19 protein-coding genes and 3 tRNA genes are annotated in these 19281 nt (G+C 61.5%); 13 read left to right on the plus strand and 9 right to left on the minus strand.

Going from position 1 to position 19281, the window contains the following annotated elements:
- Positions 1-66: 66 nt before the first annotated feature.
- From R0J92_RS09115 to R0J92_RS09130, 4 genes are all read right to left on the minus strand, one after another.
- The gene (locus R0J92_RS09115) at positions 67-1419 is read right to left on the minus strand and encodes an aminotransferase (RefSeq protein WP_411051452.1); all 1353 of its coding nucleotides are present in this window, start codon (positions 1417-1419) and stop codon (positions 67-69) included.
- A gap of 144 nt (positions 1420-1563) precedes the next feature.
- A tRNA-Gly gene (locus R0J92_RS09120) sits at positions 1564-1638 on the minus strand.
- Positions 1639-1804: 166 nt separating this feature from the next.
- Positions 1805-1879: transfer RNA gene (locus R0J92_RS09125), tRNA-Gly, on the minus strand.
- 172 nt (positions 1880-2051) lie between these two features.
- A tRNA-Gly gene (locus R0J92_RS09130) sits at positions 2052-2126 on the minus strand.
- Positions 2127-2433: 307 nt separating this feature from the next.
- Here R0J92_RS09130 and R0J92_RS09135 point away from each other — a divergent pair.
- On the plus strand, positions 2434-3021 hold the full coding sequence (locus tag R0J92_RS09135) for an outer membrane protein (RefSeq protein ID WP_411051453.1): 588 nt from the start codon (positions 2434-2436) through the stop codon (positions 3019-3021).
- 125 nt (positions 3022-3146) lie between these two features.
- On the opposite strand, the gene R0J92_RS09140 is transcribed toward R0J92_RS09135, so the two are convergent.
- Complete coding sequence (locus tag R0J92_RS09140) at positions 3147-6587, minus strand: pyruvate carboxylase (RefSeq protein WP_411051454.1); 3441 nt, start codon at positions 6585-6587, stop codon at positions 3147-3149.
- A 425-nt stretch (positions 6588-7012) separates the two neighbouring features.
- On the opposite strand from R0J92_RS09140, the gene R0J92_RS09145 reads away from it, so the two are divergent.
- Positions 7013-7447: a BLUF domain-containing protein gene (locus R0J92_RS09145; protein ID WP_106163247.1), complete on the plus strand. Its 435-nt coding sequence runs from the start codon at positions 7013-7015 to the stop codon at positions 7445-7447.
- 100 nt (positions 7448-7547) lie between these two features.
- Here R0J92_RS09145 and R0J92_RS09150 read toward each other — a convergent pair whose 3' ends face one another.
- Both R0J92_RS09150 and R0J92_RS09155 read right to left on the minus strand, forming a co-directional pair.
- The gene (locus R0J92_RS09150; protein WP_411051455.1) at positions 7548-8717 is read right to left on the minus strand and encodes an alpha-hydroxy acid oxidase; all 1170 of its coding nucleotides are present in this window, start codon (positions 8715-8717) and stop codon (positions 7548-7550) included.
- Between the two features lie 69 nt (positions 8718-8786).
- Entirely contained in the window at positions 8787-9230 is a 444-nt protein-coding gene (locus R0J92_RS09155; RefSeq protein WP_411051456.1) for a BLUF domain-containing protein, read from the minus strand.
- A gap of 265 nt (positions 9231-9495) precedes the next feature.
- Between R0J92_RS09155 and R0J92_RS09160 the strand changes: the two genes are divergently transcribed.
- Entirely contained in the window at positions 9496-11952 is a 2457-nt protein-coding gene (locus R0J92_RS09160; protein WP_411051457.1) for an ATP-dependent helicase, read from the plus strand.
- A 416-nt stretch (positions 11953-12368) separates the two neighbouring features.
- On the opposite strand, the gene R0J92_RS09165 is transcribed toward R0J92_RS09160, so the two are convergent.
- Complete coding sequence (locus tag R0J92_RS09165) at positions 12369-12587, minus strand: DUF1127 domain-containing protein (protein WP_411051458.1); 219 nt, start codon at positions 12585-12587, stop codon at positions 12369-12371.
- 319 nt (positions 12588-12906) lie between these two features.
- Between R0J92_RS09165 and R0J92_RS09170 the strand changes: the two genes are divergently transcribed.
- From R0J92_RS09170 to R0J92_RS09210, 9 genes are all read left to right on the plus strand, one after another.
- The gene (locus R0J92_RS09170; RefSeq protein WP_411051459.1) at positions 12907-13986 is read left to right on the plus strand and encodes an Mrp/NBP35 family ATP-binding protein; all 1080 of its coding nucleotides are present in this window, start codon (positions 12907-12909) and stop codon (positions 13984-13986) included.
- A 31-nt stretch (positions 13987-14017) separates the two neighbouring features.
- Positions 14018-14185 carry a hypothetical protein gene (locus tag R0J92_RS09175; RefSeq protein WP_411051460.1) on the plus strand — a complete coding sequence of 56 codons (168 nt, stop codon included), beginning with the start codon at positions 14018-14020 and terminating at the stop codon, positions 14183-14185.
- Positions 14186-14204: 19 nt separating this feature from the next.
- Complete coding sequence (locus R0J92_RS09180; protein ID WP_411051461.1) at positions 14205-14510, plus strand: hypothetical protein; 306 nt, start codon at positions 14205-14207, stop codon at positions 14508-14510.
- A 27-nt stretch (positions 14511-14537) separates the two neighbouring features.
- The gene (locus R0J92_RS09185; RefSeq protein ID WP_411051462.1) at positions 14538-14867 is read left to right on the plus strand and encodes a hypothetical protein; all 330 of its coding nucleotides are present in this window, start codon (positions 14538-14540) and stop codon (positions 14865-14867) included.
- Between the two features lie 14 nt (positions 14868-14881).
- A complete protein-coding gene (locus tag R0J92_RS09190; protein ID WP_411051463.1) occupies positions 14882-15205 on the plus strand; it encodes a hypothetical protein in 324 nt (107 codons plus the stop codon).
- Positions 15202-15603: a DUF4376 domain-containing protein gene (locus R0J92_RS09195; RefSeq protein ID WP_411051464.1), complete on the plus strand. Its 402-nt coding sequence runs from the start codon at positions 15202-15204 to the stop codon at positions 15601-15603. Before R0J92_RS09190 ends, R0J92_RS09195 begins: the two co-directional genes overlap by 4 nt.
- A gap of 136 nt (positions 15604-15739) precedes the next feature.
- Positions 15740-15958: a Com family DNA-binding transcriptional regulator gene (locus R0J92_RS09200; protein WP_411051465.1), complete on the plus strand. Its 219-nt coding sequence runs from the start codon at positions 15740-15742 to the stop codon at positions 15956-15958.
- A complete protein-coding gene (locus tag R0J92_RS09205; RefSeq protein WP_411051603.1) occupies positions 15915-16097 on the plus strand; it encodes a hypothetical protein in 183 nt (60 codons plus the stop codon). Before R0J92_RS09200 ends, R0J92_RS09205 begins: the two co-directional genes overlap by 44 nt.
- Positions 16094-17173 carry an ABC transporter ATP-binding protein gene (locus R0J92_RS09210; protein WP_411051466.1) on the plus strand — a complete coding sequence of 360 codons (1080 nt, stop codon included), beginning with the start codon at positions 16094-16096 and terminating at the stop codon, positions 17171-17173. The genes R0J92_RS09205 and R0J92_RS09210 overlap by 4 nt, the downstream gene beginning before the upstream one ends.
- Before the next feature lie 156 nt (positions 17174-17329).
- On the opposite strand, the gene R0J92_RS09215 is transcribed toward R0J92_RS09210, so the two are convergent.
- Complete coding sequence (locus R0J92_RS09215; RefSeq protein WP_411051467.1) at positions 17330-17776, minus strand: hypothetical protein; 447 nt, start codon at positions 17774-17776, stop codon at positions 17330-17332.
- 998 nt (positions 17777-18774) lie between these two features.
- Between R0J92_RS09215 and mraZ the strand changes: the two genes are divergently transcribed.
- Entirely contained in the window at positions 18775-19278 is a 504-nt protein-coding gene (gene mraZ / locus R0J92_RS09220; RefSeq protein ID WP_106163303.1) for a division/cell wall cluster transcriptional repressor MraZ, read from the plus strand.
- The last annotated feature ends 3 nt before the right edge of the window (positions 19279-19281 follow it).

Raw genomic sequence — 19281 nt, forward strand, 5'->3', positions numbered from 1 at the left:
GCGCTCCGAGATATTTGTGAAAAGTTGAAAAGGCGCCCCGGTTTCTGGAGCGCCTTTTGTTTTAGGTCAGCTGTCCAGGAGGCCTTCGGATCTTAAGGTTTCATAGGCGGTGTCGACACCAGCCTTGGCGCGTTTGATCATCTCGTCGACTTGCGCCTTGGTGATGATCAGCGGCGGGCAGAAGGCCAGCGCGTTTCCGGCCACGGCGCGCAGGATCAGGCCTGCGTCCTGGCAGGCTTTGACTGCCAAAGCACCGCCTTTGCCGCCAGCAATTGTTGCGCCGGTGGTCTTGTTGGAGACCAGTTCGAGCGCCGCGATCAGGCCTTTGCCGCGCACCTCACCCACCAGCGGGTGATCGGTGAAGATCTCGCGCAGCTGCTCTTGCATATAGGCGCCCACTTCGGCGGCATGGTCAAAGATCTTGTCGCGCTCGTAGATTTCCAGCGTTTTCAGGGCCGCGGCACAGGCGGCGGGGTGGCCGGAGTAGGTATAGCCGTGGCCAAAGACGCCGACCTCATTGGTTTGATCCACCATCGCCTTATACATCCAGCCGGGAATGACGGAGGCGGAGATCGGGAAATAGGCCGAGGACAGCTGTTTGGCGAAGGTCATCAGATCGGGTTTGATCCCCATGGTGGTGCAGCCGAAATCCGCGCCTGTGCGGCCAAAGCCACAGATGACCTCATCCGCCCAGATCAGGATGTCATGTTTGCGCAGGAGCGCCTGCAGCCCCTCGTAGTAGCCTTCGGGGGGGACGATCACGCCGGAGGCTCCGGTGATCGGCTCCACGATCATCGCGGCGATGGTGTCGGGGTCTTCGGCGAGGATCTGGTCTTCGAGATTCTGCAGGATGCGTTCGACAAACTGCGCCTCGGTCTCGTTGCCCTGACGGCCGGTGTAGTAATGCGGCGCATCGGCGCGCAGGATCGACAGCGCCTCCAGCGGGGCGTCGAAATGGGCGAGGTTGGCGGGCAGGGAGGTCAGCGATCCCGCCGCCACCGTCACTCCATGGTAGCCGCGCTCGCGGGTGATGATCTTGCGCTTTTCCGGCTTGCCGATGGCGTTGAAGTAATAGCGCAGCATCTTGTAGTGGCTGTCATTTGCATCCGAGCCAGAGTTGCCAAAGAAGACATAGGCATCCTCCACCGGCACCATTGCCTTGAGCGTCTCGGCCAGCTGCATCACCGGCGCGTGGGTCTTGCCGCCGAATGTGTGCTGGAAGGGCAGGCGGTTCAGCTGGTCGGTGATCGCCTCCACCACCTCGGTGTTGGAATAGCCCAGCGAGGTACACCACAGGCCCGCGAGCCCTTCGATGTATTCCTTGCCGCTGTCGTCATAGACGTAGATCCCCTCACCATGGGTGATGCAGAGCTGCTCCGTCGCGGTGAAATTCGTCGTCGGGTAGATCACGCTCGCCATCTGGCCAATCCTTTGCTGTCACAGGTTGGGACAAGGATTGGCGCGCATTTGAGAGTCAGTCAAAGGATTTTGATCAAAAATCACAAGCGCCTGTTCTGAAAAGCGAAAAGCCGCATCTGATGATGCGGCCTTTTCGGTTCCAAATGGAGCGGGCGAGGCGATTCGAACGCCCGACCCTAACCTTGGCAAGGTTATGCTCTACCCCTGAGCTACGCCCGCGCTGCCATTTGGTGAGCCGGGGTTTAGGCAATCCCGCCAGAGCCTGCAAGTGGAAAATTTGCGCATCACAGCAAAAACTTCTGTGTCTCGTCAGGGGCGGAGGATGGGGGGATGAGCCAGAAAAGCGAAAGGCCACATCCGAAGATGCGGCCTTTTCGATTTCGAATGGAGCGGGCGAGGCGATTCGAACGCCCGACCCTAACCTTGGCAAGGTTATGCTCTACCCCTGAGCTACGCCCGCGCTACCATTCGGTGAGGCGTGATTTAGGCAATCCTGCCGTAGGCTGCAAGGGAAAAATGCGAATTGGGTGAATTTGTTGGCAAGGCTCTGGATCTTGGCGCTGAGCGCAGGATGCTGCCAGACGACAAAAGCGAAAGGCCGCATCCGAAGATGCGGCCTTTTCGGTTCCGAATGGAGCGGGCGAGGCGATTCGAACGCCCGACCCTAACCTTGGCAAGGTTATGCTCTACCCCTGAGCTACGCCCGCTTACCTATTCGGTGAGCGGGATTTAAGAAATCTCGGCAGGGGCTGCAAGCAGAAAATGCGAGGAGGGACTATTTCGCCGCCTCCCGTCTTTAAGGGCCGGGATTTTGACCGCAGCAAAAAGGTTCCATGCAGATTTGCAGGGCCGCGCGCGAGTGGCGGGATTATGCAGAGGGGAGGCTGGGAAAACGGCAGTTTTTTACCGGCTTTATGGTCGCTCGCACGCAGTTGGGGCACAGAGGTTGTGGTGACATTCATGGAGCCCATGTTCTCCAAACAGCGAAAGGCTGCAATAAATGGAGACAACATCATGAAGCGCATCATCCTCGCATCTACCCTGTCGATCTCGGCCTCCGCAGCGGTGGCTGGCAATCTGGACGAGCCGGTTGTCGAGCCTGCACCAGCCGCCCCGGCCCCTGTGGTCACGGCTGCGCCGGACACCGATTGGACCGGCTTCTACGGCGGTCTGCAATACGGACAGGGCGAAGCGGACCTGTCGCAGGGCGGCGCCTCTGCATCCGAAGATTTTGACGCCTTTGGTGTTCACGGCGGTTATAACCACGACTTCGGCCGCTATGTGGTCGGCGGTGAGCTGATGTATGACGACATCAGCGGCGACAATGGCGGCGACGGCGATATGACCTCGCTGCGTGCCCGCGCCGGCATGGATCTCGGACGGTTCATGCCATATGTGACCGCAGGCGTGTCGCATCTGTCGCTCGCCTCGGGCGGTGCCGATATTTCCGAGAACGCGTTCACCTATGGTGTGGGTGCGGAATACCTCGTCAGCGAGCGGTTCAGCGTCGGTCTTGAGTACACCAAGAGCGACTTCAGCGATATTCCGGCGGGCGAACTCGACACCGACAAGGTGCAGTTGCGTGCCTCCTACCGGTTCTGATCGACCGCAGCACCGATCCGGTGTGGATCGGTATGCGTCGTGGCATAAAAGAAGAGGGGCGGTCTCTGACCGCCCCTCTTTGCATTCTGGATCTGTGTTTGGCGTCTGAACGCTGACGCGCGGCCTTACTCCAGCTCGACCAGTAGGTCCTTGGCGTCGATCTGGCCACCGGGCTGGACGTGCACGGCCTTCACCACCGCGTCGCGCTCGGCATGCAGGCCGGTTTCCATCTTCATCGCCTCGATGGTCAGCAACAGGTCGCCGTCTTTCACCTTCTGGCCTGGTTGCACCCCGATGGAGGCTACAACCCCCGGCATCGGCGCGCCGATGTGATCCGCGTTGCCAACCTCGGCCTTGGGGCGGGCGGCGGTTGAGGACTTCACCAGACGGTTCGGCACGCGAATGACGCGGGGCTGGCCGTTCAGTTCAAAGAACACCTTCACTTCACCCTGTTCATCGGTCTCGCCGATGGCCTGCAGGCGAATTTCCAGCTTCTTGCCCGGATCGATCTCGGCGGTGATCTCGTCGCCGGGCTCCATGCCGTAAAAGAAGGTCTGCGTCGGCAGGGCACGGACCGGACCGTATTGGCGGTGGCGGCCCATGTAATCCAGGAAGACCTTGGGATACATCAGATAGCCATTGAGATCCTCGTCATCGACGGTGAGGCCTTCCAGCTCCTTCGACAGATCCGCGCGGGTGCTTTCGATATCCACCGGCTCCAGATGCGCGCCGGGGCGTTCGGTGTTCGGGGCCTCGCCCTTCAGCACCTTCTTGACGATGCCTTCGGGGAACCCGCCCGGAGGTTGGCCGAGGTTGCCGCGCATCATGTCCACCACCGAGTCGGGGAAGGAGACGTCGGATTTCGGGTCTTCGACCTGGCTGCGGGTCAGGCCCTGAGAGACCATCATCAGCGCCATGTCACCCACCACCTTGGACGAAGGCGTCACTTTCACGATGTCACCGAACATCTGGTTCACATCGGCATAGGTCTGGGCGACCTCGTGCCAGCGCTCCTCCAGGCCAAGGCTGCGCGCCTGTGCCTTGAGGTTGGTGAACTGGCCGCCGGGCATCTCATGCAGATAGACCTCGGAGGCCGGCGCCATCAGGCCGCTCTCAAACGCTGCATATTGCGCGCGCACGTTTTCCCAGTATTCCGAGATTTCGCGGATGTTGCCGATGTCCAGACCGGTGTCGCGGTCGGTGTTCTTCAGCGCCTCCACGATGGACCCCAGACAGGGCTGCGAGGTGCCGCCAGAGAAGGCATCCATTGCCGCATCCACCGCATCGACGCCTGCGTCGGCGGCAGCCAGAATGGTCGCGCCTGCAATGCCGGAGGTGTCATGGGTGTGGAAGTGGATCGGCAGGCCGACCTCTTCCTTCAGCGCCTTGATGAGCAGCTTGGCAGAGGCCGGTTTCAACAGCCCCGCCATGTCCTTCAGGCCCAGCACATGGGCGCCCGCCGCTTCCAGCTCCTTGGCCATGCCGACGTAGTATTTCACGTCGTATTTGGCGCGCTCGGGATCAAGGATGTCGCCGGTATAACAGATGGTGCCTTCGCAGATCTTGCCGCTCTCCACCACCGCATCCATGGCGACGCGCATGTTCTCGACCCAATTGAGGCTGTCAAAGACGCGGAAGACGTCGATACCTTTGGCGGCTTCTTTCACGAAGAACTGCACCACATTGTCAGGATAGTTGGTGTAACCCACCCCGTTGGAGGCGCGCAGCAGCATCTGCGTCATCAGGTTCGGCATCGCCTCGCGCAGGTCGCGCAGACGCTGCCACGGGCATTCCTGCAAGAAGCGATAGGCCACATCGAACGTGGCCCCGCCCCAGCACTCGACCGAGAACAGCTGGCTGAGGTTTTGCGCATAGGCAGGCGCCACCTTGATCATGTCATGGCTGCGCATGCGGGTGGCCAGCAGGGACTGGTGGCCGTCGCGCATGGTGGTGTCCGTGAGCAGCAACTGCCGCTGTGCCGTCATCCAGTCCGCGACGGCCTTGGCGCCCTTCTGCTCCAGCAGGTTGCGGGCACCATAGGGGGTGTTGCCCTTGTCGACCTTGGGCGCGCGCGGCTCCTTCAGGTCTGGGTGCGGCGCGGCGCGGCCCTCGGTTTCCGGGTGACCGTTGACGGAGATATCCGCGATATAGGTCAGCACCTTGGTTCCGCGGTCGCGGCGCTTGGCAAAGTGGAACAGCTCCGGCGTCTCGTCGATGAACTTGGTGGTGTATTCATTCGACAGGAAGGTCGGATGCTTCAGCAGGTTCTCGACAAAGGCGATGTTGGTGCTGACACCGCGCACCCGGAATTCGCGCAGCGCGCGGTCCATACGGGCGATCGCTTTTTCCGGCGTTGGCGCCTTGGCCGTCACCTTGGTCAGCAGGCTGTCATAGTACCGCGTGATCACCCCGCCCGCATAGGCGGTGCCGCCATCCAGACGGATGCCCATGCCTGTCGCCGAGCGATAGGCGGTGATGCGGCCATAGTCGGGGATGAAGTTGTTGAGCGGATCCTCGGTGGTGACGCGTGTCTGCAGCGCGTGACCGTTGAGGGTGATCTCGTCCTGGCTGGCCTTGCCGGTGGCCTCTGCAAGCGTCTTGCCCTCGGCAATCAGGATCTGGGCTTGCACGATGTCGATGCCGGTGACTTCTTCGGTGACGGTGTGTTCCACCTGCACCCGCGGGTTCACCTCGATAAAGTAGAACTTCTCCGTCTCCATATCCATCAGGAATTCGACGGTGCCGGCGCATTCATAGTTCACATGTTGGCAGATCTTGCGGCCCAGATCGCAGATCTCGGTCCGTTGCGCATCCGTCAGATAGGGCGCGGGCGCGCGTTCCACGACCTTCTGGTTGCGGCGCTGCACGGAGCAGTCGCGCTCAAACAGGTGGTAGATCTCACCGTGCTTGCCACCGAGGATCTGCACCTCGACGTGACGGGCGCGGGTGATCATTTTCTCCAGATAGCCCTCGCCATTGCCGAATGCGGCTTCGGCCTCGCGGCGACCTTCCAGAACCTTCTCTTCCAGCTCGTCCTCGGAGTGGATCGGACGCATGCCGCGTCCGCCGCCACCCCAGGAGGCCTTCAGCATCAGGGGATAGCCGACCTCACCCGCTTCCTTGCGGATCGCGTCCATGTCGGTGCCCAGCACCTCGGTGGCGGGAATGACCGGCACACCGGCCTCTACGGCCACGCGACGGGCGCTGGCCTTGTCGCCCAAGGCGCGCATGGTTTCGGCCTTGGGGCCGATGAAGGTGATGCCATTGCGTGCGCAGGCGTCCACGAAATCGGGGTTTTCCGACAAGAGGCCATAGCCCGGGTGGATCGCATCCGCGCCGCATTCCTTGGCGACGCGAATGATCTCGTCGATGGAGAGATAGGCCGCGACAGGGCCGAGGCCCTCGCCGATGCGATAGGCTTCATCCGCCTTGAAGCGGTGCAGGCCCAGTTTGTCCTCCTCCGCATAGACGGCGACGGTGCGTTTGCCCATTTCGTTGGCGGCGCGCATCACACGGATGGCGATCTCACCACGGTTGGCAATCAGGATTTTGTTGAACTCAGTCATCTTTCCCCCGAGGTCTTTATGGGTTGGGCAAGTGGTGAAGGCTGTATGACACGCGGACCATTTGGTCCTCTGGGTGTCTGCGGCATGATTGCGCTCACTTGCGCCCCTTTTCTTGAATTCCGGCAGGTGGGCGTGCCGAAATGCGAAATTGAAGCCGAGAACTCCCGGCTTTTGCCGCCACGGCAGGCCGTTTGGGAAGGCGGGCTGGCGATGTTGTACCGAGCGATCGCGCTTGGTGCACGCATTTTTTTGCACTGCAGCATTTTGAGGGTCGCCTTTCGAGCGTTAACCACTCTTTCGGATAGGACTTCTATTCGAGCGTATTTCGGATAAATTTTAATCAACATCGACGGATCAGTCAGAAGCGATCCTCCAGACCACCGCAAAGCAAGGTCACACGCTCAACGAAACGAAGGACTCAACAGATGCATCGCTTCATTTATGCCAGCACCGCTTCCCGTGACCTTACCGCGCAGCAGATCGCGGACATTGCGGGAGCCTGTCACCGGAACAACCGGCGCGCGGGTCTGACGGGGCTGCTGGTGGTGCATCAGGGTCGGTTCCTGCATATCCTCGAAGGCGACGAAGCCGCAATTCGCCGCCGTGCACAGATGATCCAGGACGATCCGCGTCACCGGGATTTCGAGGTGATCGAAGCCTGCGAAATCCAGATGCGTGCCTTTGACGACTGGACTTTCGTGCATGAGACACCCGCAGCACTGCCGCTCCTTGGCAACGAAAGGGTGAAACCATTGCGTGATCTGATGCCGATCAACAGCCCGTTTCGCGGCAATGATCTTGCGGTCCGTCACAAGGTTCGTGATTTTCTGGCCAGCTTCAAACAGCTTCTGGCAGCGTAGGCCAAAAGAAATTTTACCACCAGTCTGACCCGGGGGGGAACGGCGGGGGATGGCGCGGTCCTTGGGCGAGGATCGCGCCTTTTCTGTAGTTTGGGCGCAGTCAGTCCAGGTTCAGGCGCTTCAGATCGCGTGCGGATTTCAAATCGGAAATGCCCAATTGTCCCATATTCGCAGCCAGATCCTTGGTCAGCATGTCGGTCAGATGCGCAGGTCCGCGTGCGCCCAATGCGGCAAGCGCATAGTGCCATGCGCGCCCCATCATCACGAAATCTGCGCCAAGCGCCATGGCGCGCAGGATGTCCAGCCCGCCCTCGATCCCGCTGTCGAGGATCAGCGGCAGCGGTGTGGCTGCCCGGATTTCCTCCAGAACCTCGATCGGCGCGGGGGCCGCATCGAACTGGCGCCCCGCGTGGTTGGAGATCCAGATCGCATCAGCGCCCGCAGCCTCCAGCCGGGGGACATCTTGCGCATTCAGCACGCCTTTTACCACCAGCGGCCCGTCCCAATGATCGCGCAACCAGTCAAGATAGTCCCAATCCGGCGCGGTGCGCAGCAGATAGCCAATATGCGCCGTGGAGGACAGGGCAGAGGCGGCACCCTCAATGTATTTGTCCAGCGTGCGCATGTGGGGCATGCCACCATCGCCCTTGTGTTGCATCGCCATGCCCAGGGCCCAGGTCGGGCGCTGCGCCACCTGCGCCAGCAGGCGCGGGGTCAGCCTTGGCGGTTGTGTCAGGCCAGATCTGACCTGGCGTTCCCTGCGCGAGGCCACCGGCACATCCACCGTCAGCACCAGCACCTTGAACCCGGCATCACGCGCACGGGCCAGCATGTCCTTACGGATGGTCTCGTCTTTTGGCGGATAAAGCTGGAACCAGCCGTGCGCGCCCAGATGCGGTGCCAGGTCTTCCGGGCTTTGGCTGGCGACCGTGGACAGGCCATAGGGCAGGTTCGCGGATTTTGCATGGCGCGCCAGATGCCCCTCCGCGTCCGGCCAGACCAGCCCCGACATGCCCACCGGCGCGATGCCAAACGGCAGGGGCAGGGTGGAGCCGAACAGCTCCGTGCTCAGGTCCACGTCCTGCGGACCGTTCAGTATCGCGGGCATCAACCCGATCCGGTCGAGGCAACGGCGGTTGCGCGCTTGCGATGCCTCCCGCCCGGTGGCGCTGTCGAGATACTCCCAGACAAATCGGGGAAGGCGGCGGCGGGCGTGGGCGCGCAGGTCGTCGAGACCGGGGAAACGTTGATCCAAATTCATGCCGCGCATTCTTTGGCGTCCGGCAGCGGGTGTCCAGCGGAAATGCGCGACCGGTCTCGAGTATCCGGGGGGGGGCGGTTAGGCCGCAAGACCGCCGGAAAACACAGGCAGCACCTGCCGCATCGGGCGGGGCTGGTGGCGCCCGGGGCGCGGCTGGGAAAAATCCCGTGGCGGCAGGTCATCCAGCAGCGCCAGCGCCTCGTGCAAGGTCTCGGCGATATCCTGCGGCAGCGCATCTATGTCGTGATGCTCCATGCCGCTGGCGCAGAGCGGCGCGTCGATCCCGTTCGTGCCCAGCAGCTGCAGGCTATGATGTCGGGGATCAAGCCGAAGACGTTCAAACCGCGCCATGACCTCTGCCTCCGGGCCCTCCAGCATATGGATAAACCGACCTTCGTGGTAGAGAAGGGCGCCACGCAATCCGTTTGCCTCGTTGCGACGGCGGGATTTTTGCACGATCGCAATGACGGCGTCGTCGGGCATCTGGTGAACGGCCTCGCTCATGTAGATCAGTCTGAACATCAACCCGTCCTCCGTATGTGGCCAAACTCTTCACTTGAATTCAATCTATCATGCGTGCGGGAACCGCCCCAGCTGTCAGGCGGTTAACGTTTTGGTCAAGCGGTCACGCGACCTATCCAGATGTACAGCGATGCCAACCTGAGGGCTTTATCCAGCGCATTCGGACTGATAAGCGCGGTGGCGGAAAGAGCGGAAGACGTGCGTTCGGAACATAGCATGAACACACCTCTTCCCGTTATCGCTGAATCACGCTAGGATGAGCCCCATGAGCAGTTTCGACGAAATGGACGCCTTCGAGGGCGCATCGCTATCCGCCCGCGCCATGGCCGCGCGGCCCACGCCCTATATGGACGGGTTGAACCCCGCTCAACGCGAGGCGGTAGAGACATTGGACGGCCCGGTGCTGATGCTGGCTGGCGCCGGGACCGGCAAGACCAAGGCGCTGACCACGCGCATCGTGCATCTGCTCAGCAGCAACAAGGCGCGCACCAATGAAATCCTCGCGGTGACCTTCACCAACAAGGCCGCCCGCGAGATGAAGGAGCGGGTGGGCCGGATGCTGGGCCAACCGGCCGAGGGCATGCCCTGGCTCGGCACTTTCCACTCCATCTGCGTCAAGCTGCTGCGCCGCCATGCGGAACTCGTGGGGCTGAAATCGAATTTCTCCATTCTGGACACCGACGACCAGATCCGCCTGATGAAGCAGCTCATTCAGGCCGCCGGCATCGACGACAAGCGCTGGCCGGCCCGGATGCTGGCCAACATCATCGACGACTGGAAGAACCGCGCACTGACCCCGGAGAAGGTGCCCGCCAGCGACGCCAGCGCCTACAACTATCGGGGCACCGAATTCTACGCCCAGTATCAGGCCCGCCTGAAGGAGCTGAACGCGGTCGATTTTGGCGATCTGCTGCTGCATGTGGTGGAGATCTTTCAGAACAACCCGGATTTGCTGGCGCAGTATCACCGCTGGTTCCGCTACATCCTGGTGGACGAGTATCAGGATACCAACGTCGCGCAGTACCTCTGGCTGCGACTGCTGGCCTCGGGGCACAAGAACATCTGCTGCGTCGGGGATGACGACCAGTCTATCTACGGTTGGCGCGGTGCCGAAGTGGGCAATATCCTGCGGTTTGAAAAGGATTTTTCCGGCGCCAAAGTGATCCGGCTGGAGCAGAACTACCGCTCCACCGCCCATATTCTGGCAGCGGCATCTGGCGTCATTCGCGGCAATGAAGGGCGTCTGGGCAAGGAGCTGTGGACCGAGGCCGACGGCGGCGAAAGGGTCCGCCTGATCGGTCATTGGGACGGCGAGGAAGAGGCCCGCTGGATCGGCGAGGAAATCGAGGCGATGCAGCGCGGCAGTCGTGGCATCCGCCCCATCGACCTCAACGAGATGGCCATCCTGGTGCGTGCCTCGCATCAGATGCGCGCCTTCGAGGACCGTTTCCTGACCATCGGTCTGCCTTATCGCGTCATCGGCGGCCCGCGTTTCTATGAACGTTTGGAAATCCGTGATGCCATGGCTTATTTCCGTGTGGTGATTTCACCCGACGATGATTTGGCCTTTGAACGCATCGTCAACACGCCCAAACGCGGCCTTGGCGACAAGGCGCAGCAGAAAATGCAGATGATCGCCCGCGAAAACGGCGTGTCCCTGCTGGAGGGCGCCCGGATCGCGGTGGAAGAGGGCCACATCAAAGGCAAGGGCGGCGCGGCCCTGCGCCGCCTGGTCGAGGATATCGCCCGCTGGGGTCGCATGACGCGCGTGGTGGCGCCGCCCCAGGGTCCGGAAGACGCGGTGCTGGAGGCCACCAGCTTTGACGCCTTCACCTCTGGGGAGCCGGAGGTTCCGCATGTGGAACTGGCCGAGATCATCCTGGATGAGAGCGGCTACACCACCATGTGGCAGAACGACAAGACGCCGGAAGCCCCGGGCCGCCTTGAAAACCTCAAGGAGCTGGTCAAGGCGCTGGAAAACTTCGAGAACCTGCAGGGCTTCCTCGAACACGTCAGTCTGGTTATGGACAACGACAAGCAGGATGCCGAGCAGAAGGTCTCCATCATGACCCTGCACGCGGCCAAGGGACTGGAGTTCCCGGCGGTGTTCCTGCCGGGCTGGGAGGACGGCCTGTTTCCCTCGCAGCGCTCGATGGATGAAAGCGGCCTCAAGGGGCTCGAGGAAGAACGTCGCTTGGCCTATGTGGGCATCACCCGGGCCGAGGAGGTCTGCACCATTTCCTTTGCCGGCAATCGCCGGGTGTTTGGCCAATGGCAGTCGCAGTTGCCATCACGATTCGTCGACGAACTGCCCGAGGAGCATGTGGAGGTGCTGACGCCACCGGGGCTCTACGGCGGGGGCTACGGCGCGGCGGCGCCGGGCGCGGCGCGTGGTTTTGGCGAGACGGCCAATGAATACGGCCGCTCCACCATCGAGGAGCGGATGGCCAATGCAGATGGCTACAATTCTCCGGGTTGGAAACGCATGCAGGCGCGGGCGGGCGAACATGGGCTGAGCAAACCTCGCGAGAGCAAGACCCAGGTGATCGACCTGACGGCCACCTCTGCCTTCACCATGGGCGAGCGGGTGTTCCACCAGAAGTTCGGCTATGGCGCGGTCATCGGGATCGAGGGTGACAAGCTGGAAGTGGATTTCGAGAAGGCCGGGACCAAGAAAGTGGTAGCCCGCTTTGTTTCGGCCAGCGACGACGTGCCGTTCTGACACTCTATTGACCACCCAGGCGGGCGGATCGCTATTGCGATCCGACTGTCTGTCGGGATCGGATCGCTAAGGCGATCCGACCCGGGCGGCGGGGCCGCAGGGGCATGCGCCCCTGCGGCCCCGCCGCCATTCCCTAATTGCAAATGATGACGCAAAAAATCCGCCGCGGTGTGACCGGGGCGGAGGCGTCTGGATTTACAAATAGGGGGAGAGAATAAGGAAACGGCGGCGCCCAGGGAGGAGGAGGGGGCACCGCCGTTCTGTCAAACACCAGGTTAAAGGGAGGAGGAAACCCGGTGCATCTGATCCCGGCGCGAGGCCGGTATTAGGTGCGGTGGCATCAGGGAGGAGGGAGATGCCACCGCGTAGGACAGGTCCTTAAGGGAGGAGGAGAAAGGACCTGATCTCTTGTGTTCTTACTTATCGCCGTAGGCGGCCTCGATGGCGACGCGCTTCAGCATGGAGCGGTTCAGCCCCAGATCCGCCAGTTCGCGACCGCTCAGAGCGTTCAGCTCATTCAGGGTCTCGCGATACACGCGGTATTGAGCGAACTTTTCACGCGCGCCCTGGATCATTTGCGTCACGCCACCGGTGGTGAAGGGGGTATGTGTATTGATCTGGTTCAGGATCGCCATTGCTTTGTCTCGCTCGTCATCGTCGGGGCCGTGTGCCCGTCTGTCTGTGTGTCTCTGTTGATCCTTAAGATACCCAAATGCTGCAAATGCACAATCCGGGGATTGGTCATTTCTGCTATGCAGCAAGTGCATGGGTATAAGGGATATTCTTCCACGTTTTGCCCAAAGTCTGCGCGACAATATTTCCTTTCGCCACATATCTGGGCAAGAATTTGTCGCCATGCCTGTTAGCGCTGTCAATTTGTCGCTTGGGCCCCGTGCATGCAGCGCATATATCCGGTGAAAGCCCGAAGCGATGGCCCAAAAAGGAGTAGTCCCCATGTCAGTGACCAAGGAAGAGATTCGCGCCGCACTGGAGCGTTTGGAGCTTCCCGACGGTGGCACGTTGGTGTCGCGCGACATGCTGCGCGCCCTCACCATCGAGGGCGGCACCGTGCGGTTCGTGATCGAAGCGCCTTCGCCGCAGATCGCCGGGCAGATGGAACCGCTGCGCCGCGCGGCACAGGCCTGCGTCGCGGAACTGCCGGGTGTCGAGGAGGTCTCGGTGGTGCTGACCGCACATGGTCCGGCACAGGCCGGCCCCCAGAAAGCCGCCCCCAGCCTCAAGCTGGGCGGTCACCCCAAGCCGCAGGCCGCACCAATGAAACCCTCGGGCGTCAAGCGCATCCTTGCCATCGCCTCCGGCAAGGGTGGCGTCGGCAAATCCACCGTCAGCGCCAATCTCGCCGTGGCCCTGGCGCGGCAGGGGCGCAAGGTCGGCCTGCTGGACGCCGATATATACGGTCCCTCGCAGCCGCGCATGATGGGGGTCTCCGGACGCCCCGCCAGCCCGGATGGCACCACGATCGAGCCGCTGCACGCCCATGGGGTCACGGTAATGTCGATCGGCTTCATGGTGGAGGAGCGCAAGGCAGTGGTCTGGCGCGGCCCGATGCTGATGGGGGCGCTGCAGCAGATGCTGGGGCAGGTGAACTGGGGCGAGCTGGACGTGCTGATCGTCGATTTGCCACCGGGCACCGGCGATGTGCAGCTCACCCTCTGCACCAAGGCGGAGCTGACGGGCGCCATCGTGGTTTCAACACCGCAGGATGTCGCGCTGCTGGATGCCCGCAAGGCGCTGGACATGTTCGACACGCTCAAGACTCCGGTGTTGGGGCTGATTGAGAATATGTCCTTCTTTACCTGTCCCGATTGCGGCGGCACCCATAACATCTTTGGCAATGGCGGCGTCGCGGCCGAGGCCGAGGCCCTGCGTCTGCCGCTGCTTGGCGCACTTCCGATCGACCTTGAAACACGGTTGGCCGGGGACGGTGGCACGCCGATTGCGGCCGGCGATGGGCCGATGGCCGAGGCCTACGCCCGTATCGCGAGCGGGCTTGTCGAGGGCGGTATGGCCTGATCAACGACCTGCCACGCCTCGGGCCAAGTCGATGCAAACCTCCGTGGGCAACCACACGGCGGCGATTGATCAGATCAGCACCGGCGTGGATGGTCTGAAGGCGGAGTATGTCATGCGCGCTTCAGCCAGTGGCGTGGTTGGCGGCGCGGTGATTGGTGCGGACGCCGGGGATGGCCGCGGGGTAGGCGTCCAGCGATGACGCACCACCCGGCAAGCTGATGAAGGTGTCAGCCTTTGGCCTCGGCGAGATCACTGAGCCCAGCCTCCAGGGCGATGTTTTCCAGTTCAACGCAACGGGTGTCTACTACGCGCGGCCAGCGAGTTCATTTGGCGCAAGTGATACGCCCTATCAGGGCAATTTCCACGCGTGGAAATCCCAACGAGATGAGGACTTTCAGGCCGCGCTCCTCATCGCGCAGGGCGGTGCGGAGCCTGACGCATATATTGGCGTCAGGCACGGATCGTATCAGGGTCCATGGGGCCGCTTGTTTCATAGCGAGAACGTGGTCGGGCCGGTCTCGTAGGCCGCAGGCAAGGTTACGGGGGGCGTGGTGCAATATGGCAGCGGGTCGGGCGGCAAGTTCCGCCGCTTCGCTGACGGCACGCAGGAATGCTGGGTCACCAGCCCGGAGGTCGTGACCGATACGCTGGTCGACTCGCGCGACATCTCCGCCGAGGGGTGGGAATGGGATTTTCCGGCCGGGTTCCTCTCGACGCCGAATGTCCATGTCACCGCTCGCCGTTGGTCCGGTGCGCATGCGCATAGCGCCATGATTGGCTCGGGCAGTTTTGGCGTCAATGGCTGCAAGCTGCTGCTGTCCACTGAGTTCATGGGCAACTCGGGCTTTCTGTATGGCTACGCCATTGGCCGTTGGTACTAAGGAGGGACACCCAGATGCATGAGATTACATTTTCCTCGCGCGCCGGTCTGCCAGGTCAGTCCGAAACACAGGTCACTGTCAGCGGCGACGCGGTGACAGTGGATGGCATCGCCTATGACCTGTCCGCCGTTCCCGAAGGCGGGTTTGCGGAAGCTGACGGCGATTTGCACCCGTTCCGGGGGCGCACCGCGCGCAGCGGTGGCGTCTTGCATTATTGCCTGCGCTGGCGGTTTGACCCCGCAACAGCAGAGCCAGCCCAGCCCGCAGCGCTGCCGACAGCCGTGCTGACCGCTGGTCCGGTTCCAGATGCCATCACCCGCTTGGAGGGCGCAGCATGACGTTTAATTTGAAGATCACCACCGCCCAGCAGCTTGTCGAGCAGGACCGGGCCAAGGCGCTTTCCGACCTCGCCGATATCCGCTGGCAGTGTGCCATGGCGGGCGTGGTTCTGCCGGGCGGTCTGCAGGTGCCGGGCGATGAGGTGACGCGGGTGTCGCTCTCCGGCGCGGTCAGTGCCTTGCAGCAGGGCATGATCAGCGAGCCGCTGGCGTGGAAAACACCCACCGGCTTTGTGGAGCTGACGCAGGCGCAGGTCGAGGCGGCGGCGCAGGCCGTGGTGCAGCACATTCAGGCCTGCTTTGTCGCCGAGGCCAATGTGGCCGCGCAGATCGAAGCGTCGGGTGACCCGGCGGGCTTTGACATCCAGGCGGCCTTTGGCGCGGCGCTCGCCACATAACGCAATCGGGAGGCTGAGAGGCGCGCTAACGCCTCTCAACACGGGGCTCACATTCTCACACGTAACCCCGCCGACCAGCATCAGCTTCATGGCCGCTCCCTGTCCTCGAGGACGGCCTTCTTTGGAGTGATTCCACTTGAAGCTGCAAGACCAACGTTGTGGCGGATGCCGCAAGTTGCTATTCAAACTGGAGCCCGGCGCACTTGTCGGGGCGTTGTCTATCAAATGCCCCAGGTGCCGCGCTCATATCGAATTGAGGCCCTTGAGCCCTTCACCAGAACGCCCCGAGCGTGACGGAAAGGACCGGCCTAGTGCCCAAATCCCAAACCATCCCATTGCCACCTCTACCGGCTGATACCTACGGTAAACCCAAGGGCAAGCGCTACAAACAGCAGTTTGGCGTGATTGCCCTTGTCCAAGACGAGCAGGCGCAGAAAGCGCTGTTCGAGCGGCTGACCTCCGAAGGTCTCAAGTGCAAGGTGGTGAACACATGAAGATTACCGTTCACCACCCGTCGCCCATTCCCGCAACCTATCGCGCAGCGCGGGTGTCCAGCTTGTTCAATGTCGAAGGCGACGCGGACTTCAAGATCAGCTTTGAAGCCCCTTTGAAGGACCGGCCGTGGCAGGTCGGTCTGATCAAGGGGCCGTCAGGATCCGGCAAAAGCTCCATCGCGCGCCGCCTGTTTGGTGCGCGCCGGGTTAAATGCGCCAACCGCTGGCCGGGCAAAGGGGCCATCGTGGATGAGATCACCCCTGACGGGTCGTTTGATGCGGTGACAGCGGCGCTGTCGGCGGTGGGGCTTGGGTCGGTCCCGTCCTGGCTTCGCCCCTATGCTGCCCTGTCTACGGGCGAGAAGTTCCGGGCCGATCTGGCGCGGGTGCTGTGCGAGCGGCCGGGCCTTTATGTGATGGATGAGTTCACCTCTGCCATTGACCGGCGCGTCGCCACCATCGCGGCCGGGGCGTTCAGCAAGGCCTGGCGGCGCGGGCCGGGGCAGTTTGTTGCGGTGGCCTATCACGACGACGTCGTGGACTGGCTGCAACCGGATTGGGTGATCGACACCGGCCGGGGCGGTGAATTTGCATGGAGGCGTCTTCGACGATGCCCCAGCCTCGACGTCGAGATCCACCAGGTCGACGGTTCCCATTGGCCCGCCTTTGAGCCGCATCACTACCTGAAGACCAACAATGTGATTGCCGGGAGTTTCTATCTCGCGCGATCCGAGGGCGTTGACGTGGCGCATCTTGCGGTGACGCCGCGCCCTGGCCTGAAGGAGGCGCGCGCCTGCCGGTTTGTTGTCCTGCCGGAATGGCAGGGCCTGGGGATCGGGCTGCGGTTTCTGAATGAGGTGGCTGCCCTCTGGCGGCGCGGTATCAATCGGTTCGAGCGCCCGTTGCCCATGCTCATCAACACATCGCATCCGGGCTTGTGCCGCCGGTTGCGTGCGCATGAGCACTGGATGCAGACCTCTTGCCTTCTGTACGGCGGGGCACGAAAGAAGGCCGGGCTGAAAGGGATCATGGCGGGGCATCTTCGGGCGGTGCAGGGGTTTCGCTATGTTGAGTGAAATTGCGCCTTAAACGCCTCTTCAATCCCACCTCAGCCCAAAATCAGGCCTATAGTATCACTCAGACAACATGACAATACGGACATCCAACCCATGCGCGGCGAAAGTCTTGAACGAGCCCAGATTGACGGATGCGGATGCACACGAGAACGTCTGCTAACCGAATGGATCGGCCGTCATGCCAACTCCAGTATCGTCTATCTCGTAAAAGATTCCGTAGTAACAATCCGATCCAACAATCCGGTCATTGCCAAAGACGGTTGATAAGGTCACTTCACACACCTTGTCTCCTGTGGATGCTCTGTAGAACCGCCTGATGTAGTCGTTCGGATAAACTTCCTCGAAGCTTCCTGCTGGCGAAATTTCAGACATGCACTGACTGAGCTGTTCCCGTATCTCAAGATCTTTGTTGACTAGGTTCAAAGTATTGCGCGACGGAGAGCACCATCTCGCCGGGCCTTCGATTTTGCGAAGCACCGAAGCCATTTGTTCTATTCTACGATGGGCGGAATCTGGCCAAGTGAAACGGTCGCTGCTTCTGAACTCCCATATCAGTAGGCTGGCTACGGAAAGTACCCCAAGGCTTATCAGCATGCGTTTCAATGTTTTTCCTTCACGCGCGACGCTGTATTGCTCTGCCAGCTTTTAGATTAGCGTCACAAAATCTGTCAGATTTCAATGACTGCTAAAAAATCCACATCGGTCGTCTTATCGGCGGCAGTGAACGGCAACTTCGTCCGCTCTCCTGACTTTCGAACGTCGAACAGTACCGGTCGGCTTAGACCGCGACTTCGCAAGCTAGGCTCTTTGAGTGGCGACAGGTCCCGGTGCGCCCCCCTGTCCCCACCTCAGCCCAAAATCTGGTTGCTGTAAAAAAGTCCGTAAATCACTGCAAAAAAGTCCGTCACGCTACAGTCACGCTACAACAGCGCTACAGGAATGGGAAACCATGGCCCGGTTCACGGGAAATCATGGGCGGTATGGGAAACCATGGCCCGTTGCCAAGTTTGGTGCGAAACGAATCACATAAATTGAGAAAAGCAGCGGTTGGAGGCGGTGTTTTGCACGCTGTGTGTGAACAAGGGGTGAACAAATGCTCCCGCCTGTCATCTGCCTAAAGGAATCGTGGGAAATTAGGGGAGGTTTTTCACAGGCGCAAGCGTGCCATATATATGGTGTTGATCTGAGGTTTCTGCCCCACATGCAGCCGTATTCGAGTATTTCGGCCTTGCGGACGACTTTGAAGTGCGACTCGGAGGGGCGATTCTCGCCCTGCTACCTGTAGAAATCCCTTGCGGGACCATGCATTCCCATTGTATCCCTAATTCATCGGATGAGAACGAAGAGCACGGGGCAACAAACGACCCCAACCTTACAAAACGGCAGGTTTCATACAGGCCTTCGCTTTCATCAATGAAGAGATCCGGCGCGCGAGCGAGCAGACATCCCCCCAGGTGGCGCGCGCAGTCGGACACCCCGCATGGCGGGTCAAGGCGGCGGGTTGATCAGTGGCAGCGGATCAACTCGCCCCTTTTGGTTTTAAGGCCCCGGGTTCAGGACGAAGCCGGGGAAACGCGTGGGACGCGGGAAAGGGCGGCGCAGTGGGTCGCAGGTTCAGAGGCGAGAGCCACCACAAGGTGGACAGCAAGGGGCGGGTGTCTATCCCAGCCTCCTTTCGCCGTGTGCTAGAATCCTCCGACCCGAACTGGCAGCCTGGCGACAGTCCCGAACTGGTGATCGTGTACGGCGACCACCGCCGCCAATACCTCGAGTGCTACACCATGGAGGCCATTGAAGAGGTCGACGCCAAGATCGCGGCGTTGCCCCGTGGCTCTCGCGGGCGCAAGGTCCTTGAGCGTATCTTTAATGGTCAGTCCCTGCCCACCACCGTCGATGAGACCGGTCGCCTTGTGCTGCCGGCCAAACTGCGGCAGAAGATCGACCTCGATAACGAGGCCTTCTTTATCGCATCTGGCGACACCTTTCAGATCTGGAAGCCCGAGACCTACGATGAGGTCGAGATGGCCGAAGCTGAGAAGCTGCTGGACGATCTGCCCGAAGACTTCGATCCCCTTGAATTCCTAGACGGCGCCGGAGGCGCGTAACTC

The sequence above is a fragment of the Tritonibacter sp. SIMBA_163 genome (genome assembly GCF_046535935.1).
GTDB classification, from domain to species: domain Bacteria; phylum Pseudomonadota; class Alphaproteobacteria; order Rhodobacterales; family Rhodobacteraceae; genus Epibacterium; species Epibacterium scottomollicae.

Coding starts and splice junctions, on each gene's coding strand:
- R0J92_RS09115 (WP_411051452.1), bottom strand. CDS start 1,419: ATGGCGAGCGTGATCTACCCGACGACGAATTTCACCGCGACGGAGCAG.
- R0J92_RS09135 (WP_411051453.1), top strand. CDS start 2,434: ATGAAGCGCATCATCCTCGCATCTACCCTGTCGATCTCGGCCTCCGCA.
- R0J92_RS09140 (WP_411051454.1), bottom strand. CDS start 6,587: ATGACTGAGTTCAACAAAATCCTGATTGCCAACCGTGGTGAGATCGCC.
- R0J92_RS09145 (WP_106163247.1), top strand. CDS start 7,013: ATGCATCGCTTCATTTATGCCAGCACCGCTTCCCGTGACCTTACCGCG.
- R0J92_RS09150 (WP_411051455.1), bottom strand. CDS start 8,717: ATGCGCGGCATGAATTTGGATCAACGTTTCCCCGGTCTCGACGACCTG.
- R0J92_RS09155 (WP_411051456.1), bottom strand. CDS start 9,230: ATGTTCAGACTGATCTACATGAGCGAGGCCGTTCACCAGATGCCCGAC.
- R0J92_RS09160 (WP_411051457.1), top strand. CDS start 9,496: ATGAGCAGTTTCGACGAAATGGACGCCTTCGAGGGCGCATCGCTATCC.
- R0J92_RS09165 (WP_411051458.1), bottom strand. CDS start 12,587: ATGGCGATCCTGAACCAGATCAATACACATACCCCCTTCACCACCGGT.
- R0J92_RS09170 (WP_411051459.1), top strand. CDS start 12,907: ATGTCAGTGACCAAGGAAGAGATTCGCGCCGCACTGGAGCGTTTGGAG.
- R0J92_RS09175 (WP_411051460.1), top strand. CDS start 14,018: ATGCAAACCTCCGTGGGCAACCACACGGCGGCGATTGATCAGATCAGC.
- R0J92_RS09180 (WP_411051461.1), top strand. CDS start 14,205: ATGAAGGTGTCAGCCTTTGGCCTCGGCGAGATCACTGAGCCCAGCCTC.
- R0J92_RS09190 (WP_411051463.1), top strand. CDS start 14,882: ATGCATGAGATTACATTTTCCTCGCGCGCCGGTCTGCCAGGTCAGTCC.
- R0J92_RS09195 (WP_411051464.1), top strand. CDS start 15,202: ATGACGTTTAATTTGAAGATCACCACCGCCCAGCAGCTTGTCGAGCAG.
- R0J92_RS09210 (WP_411051466.1), top strand. CDS start 16,094: ATGAAGATTACCGTTCACCACCCGTCGCCCATTCCCGCAACCTATCGC.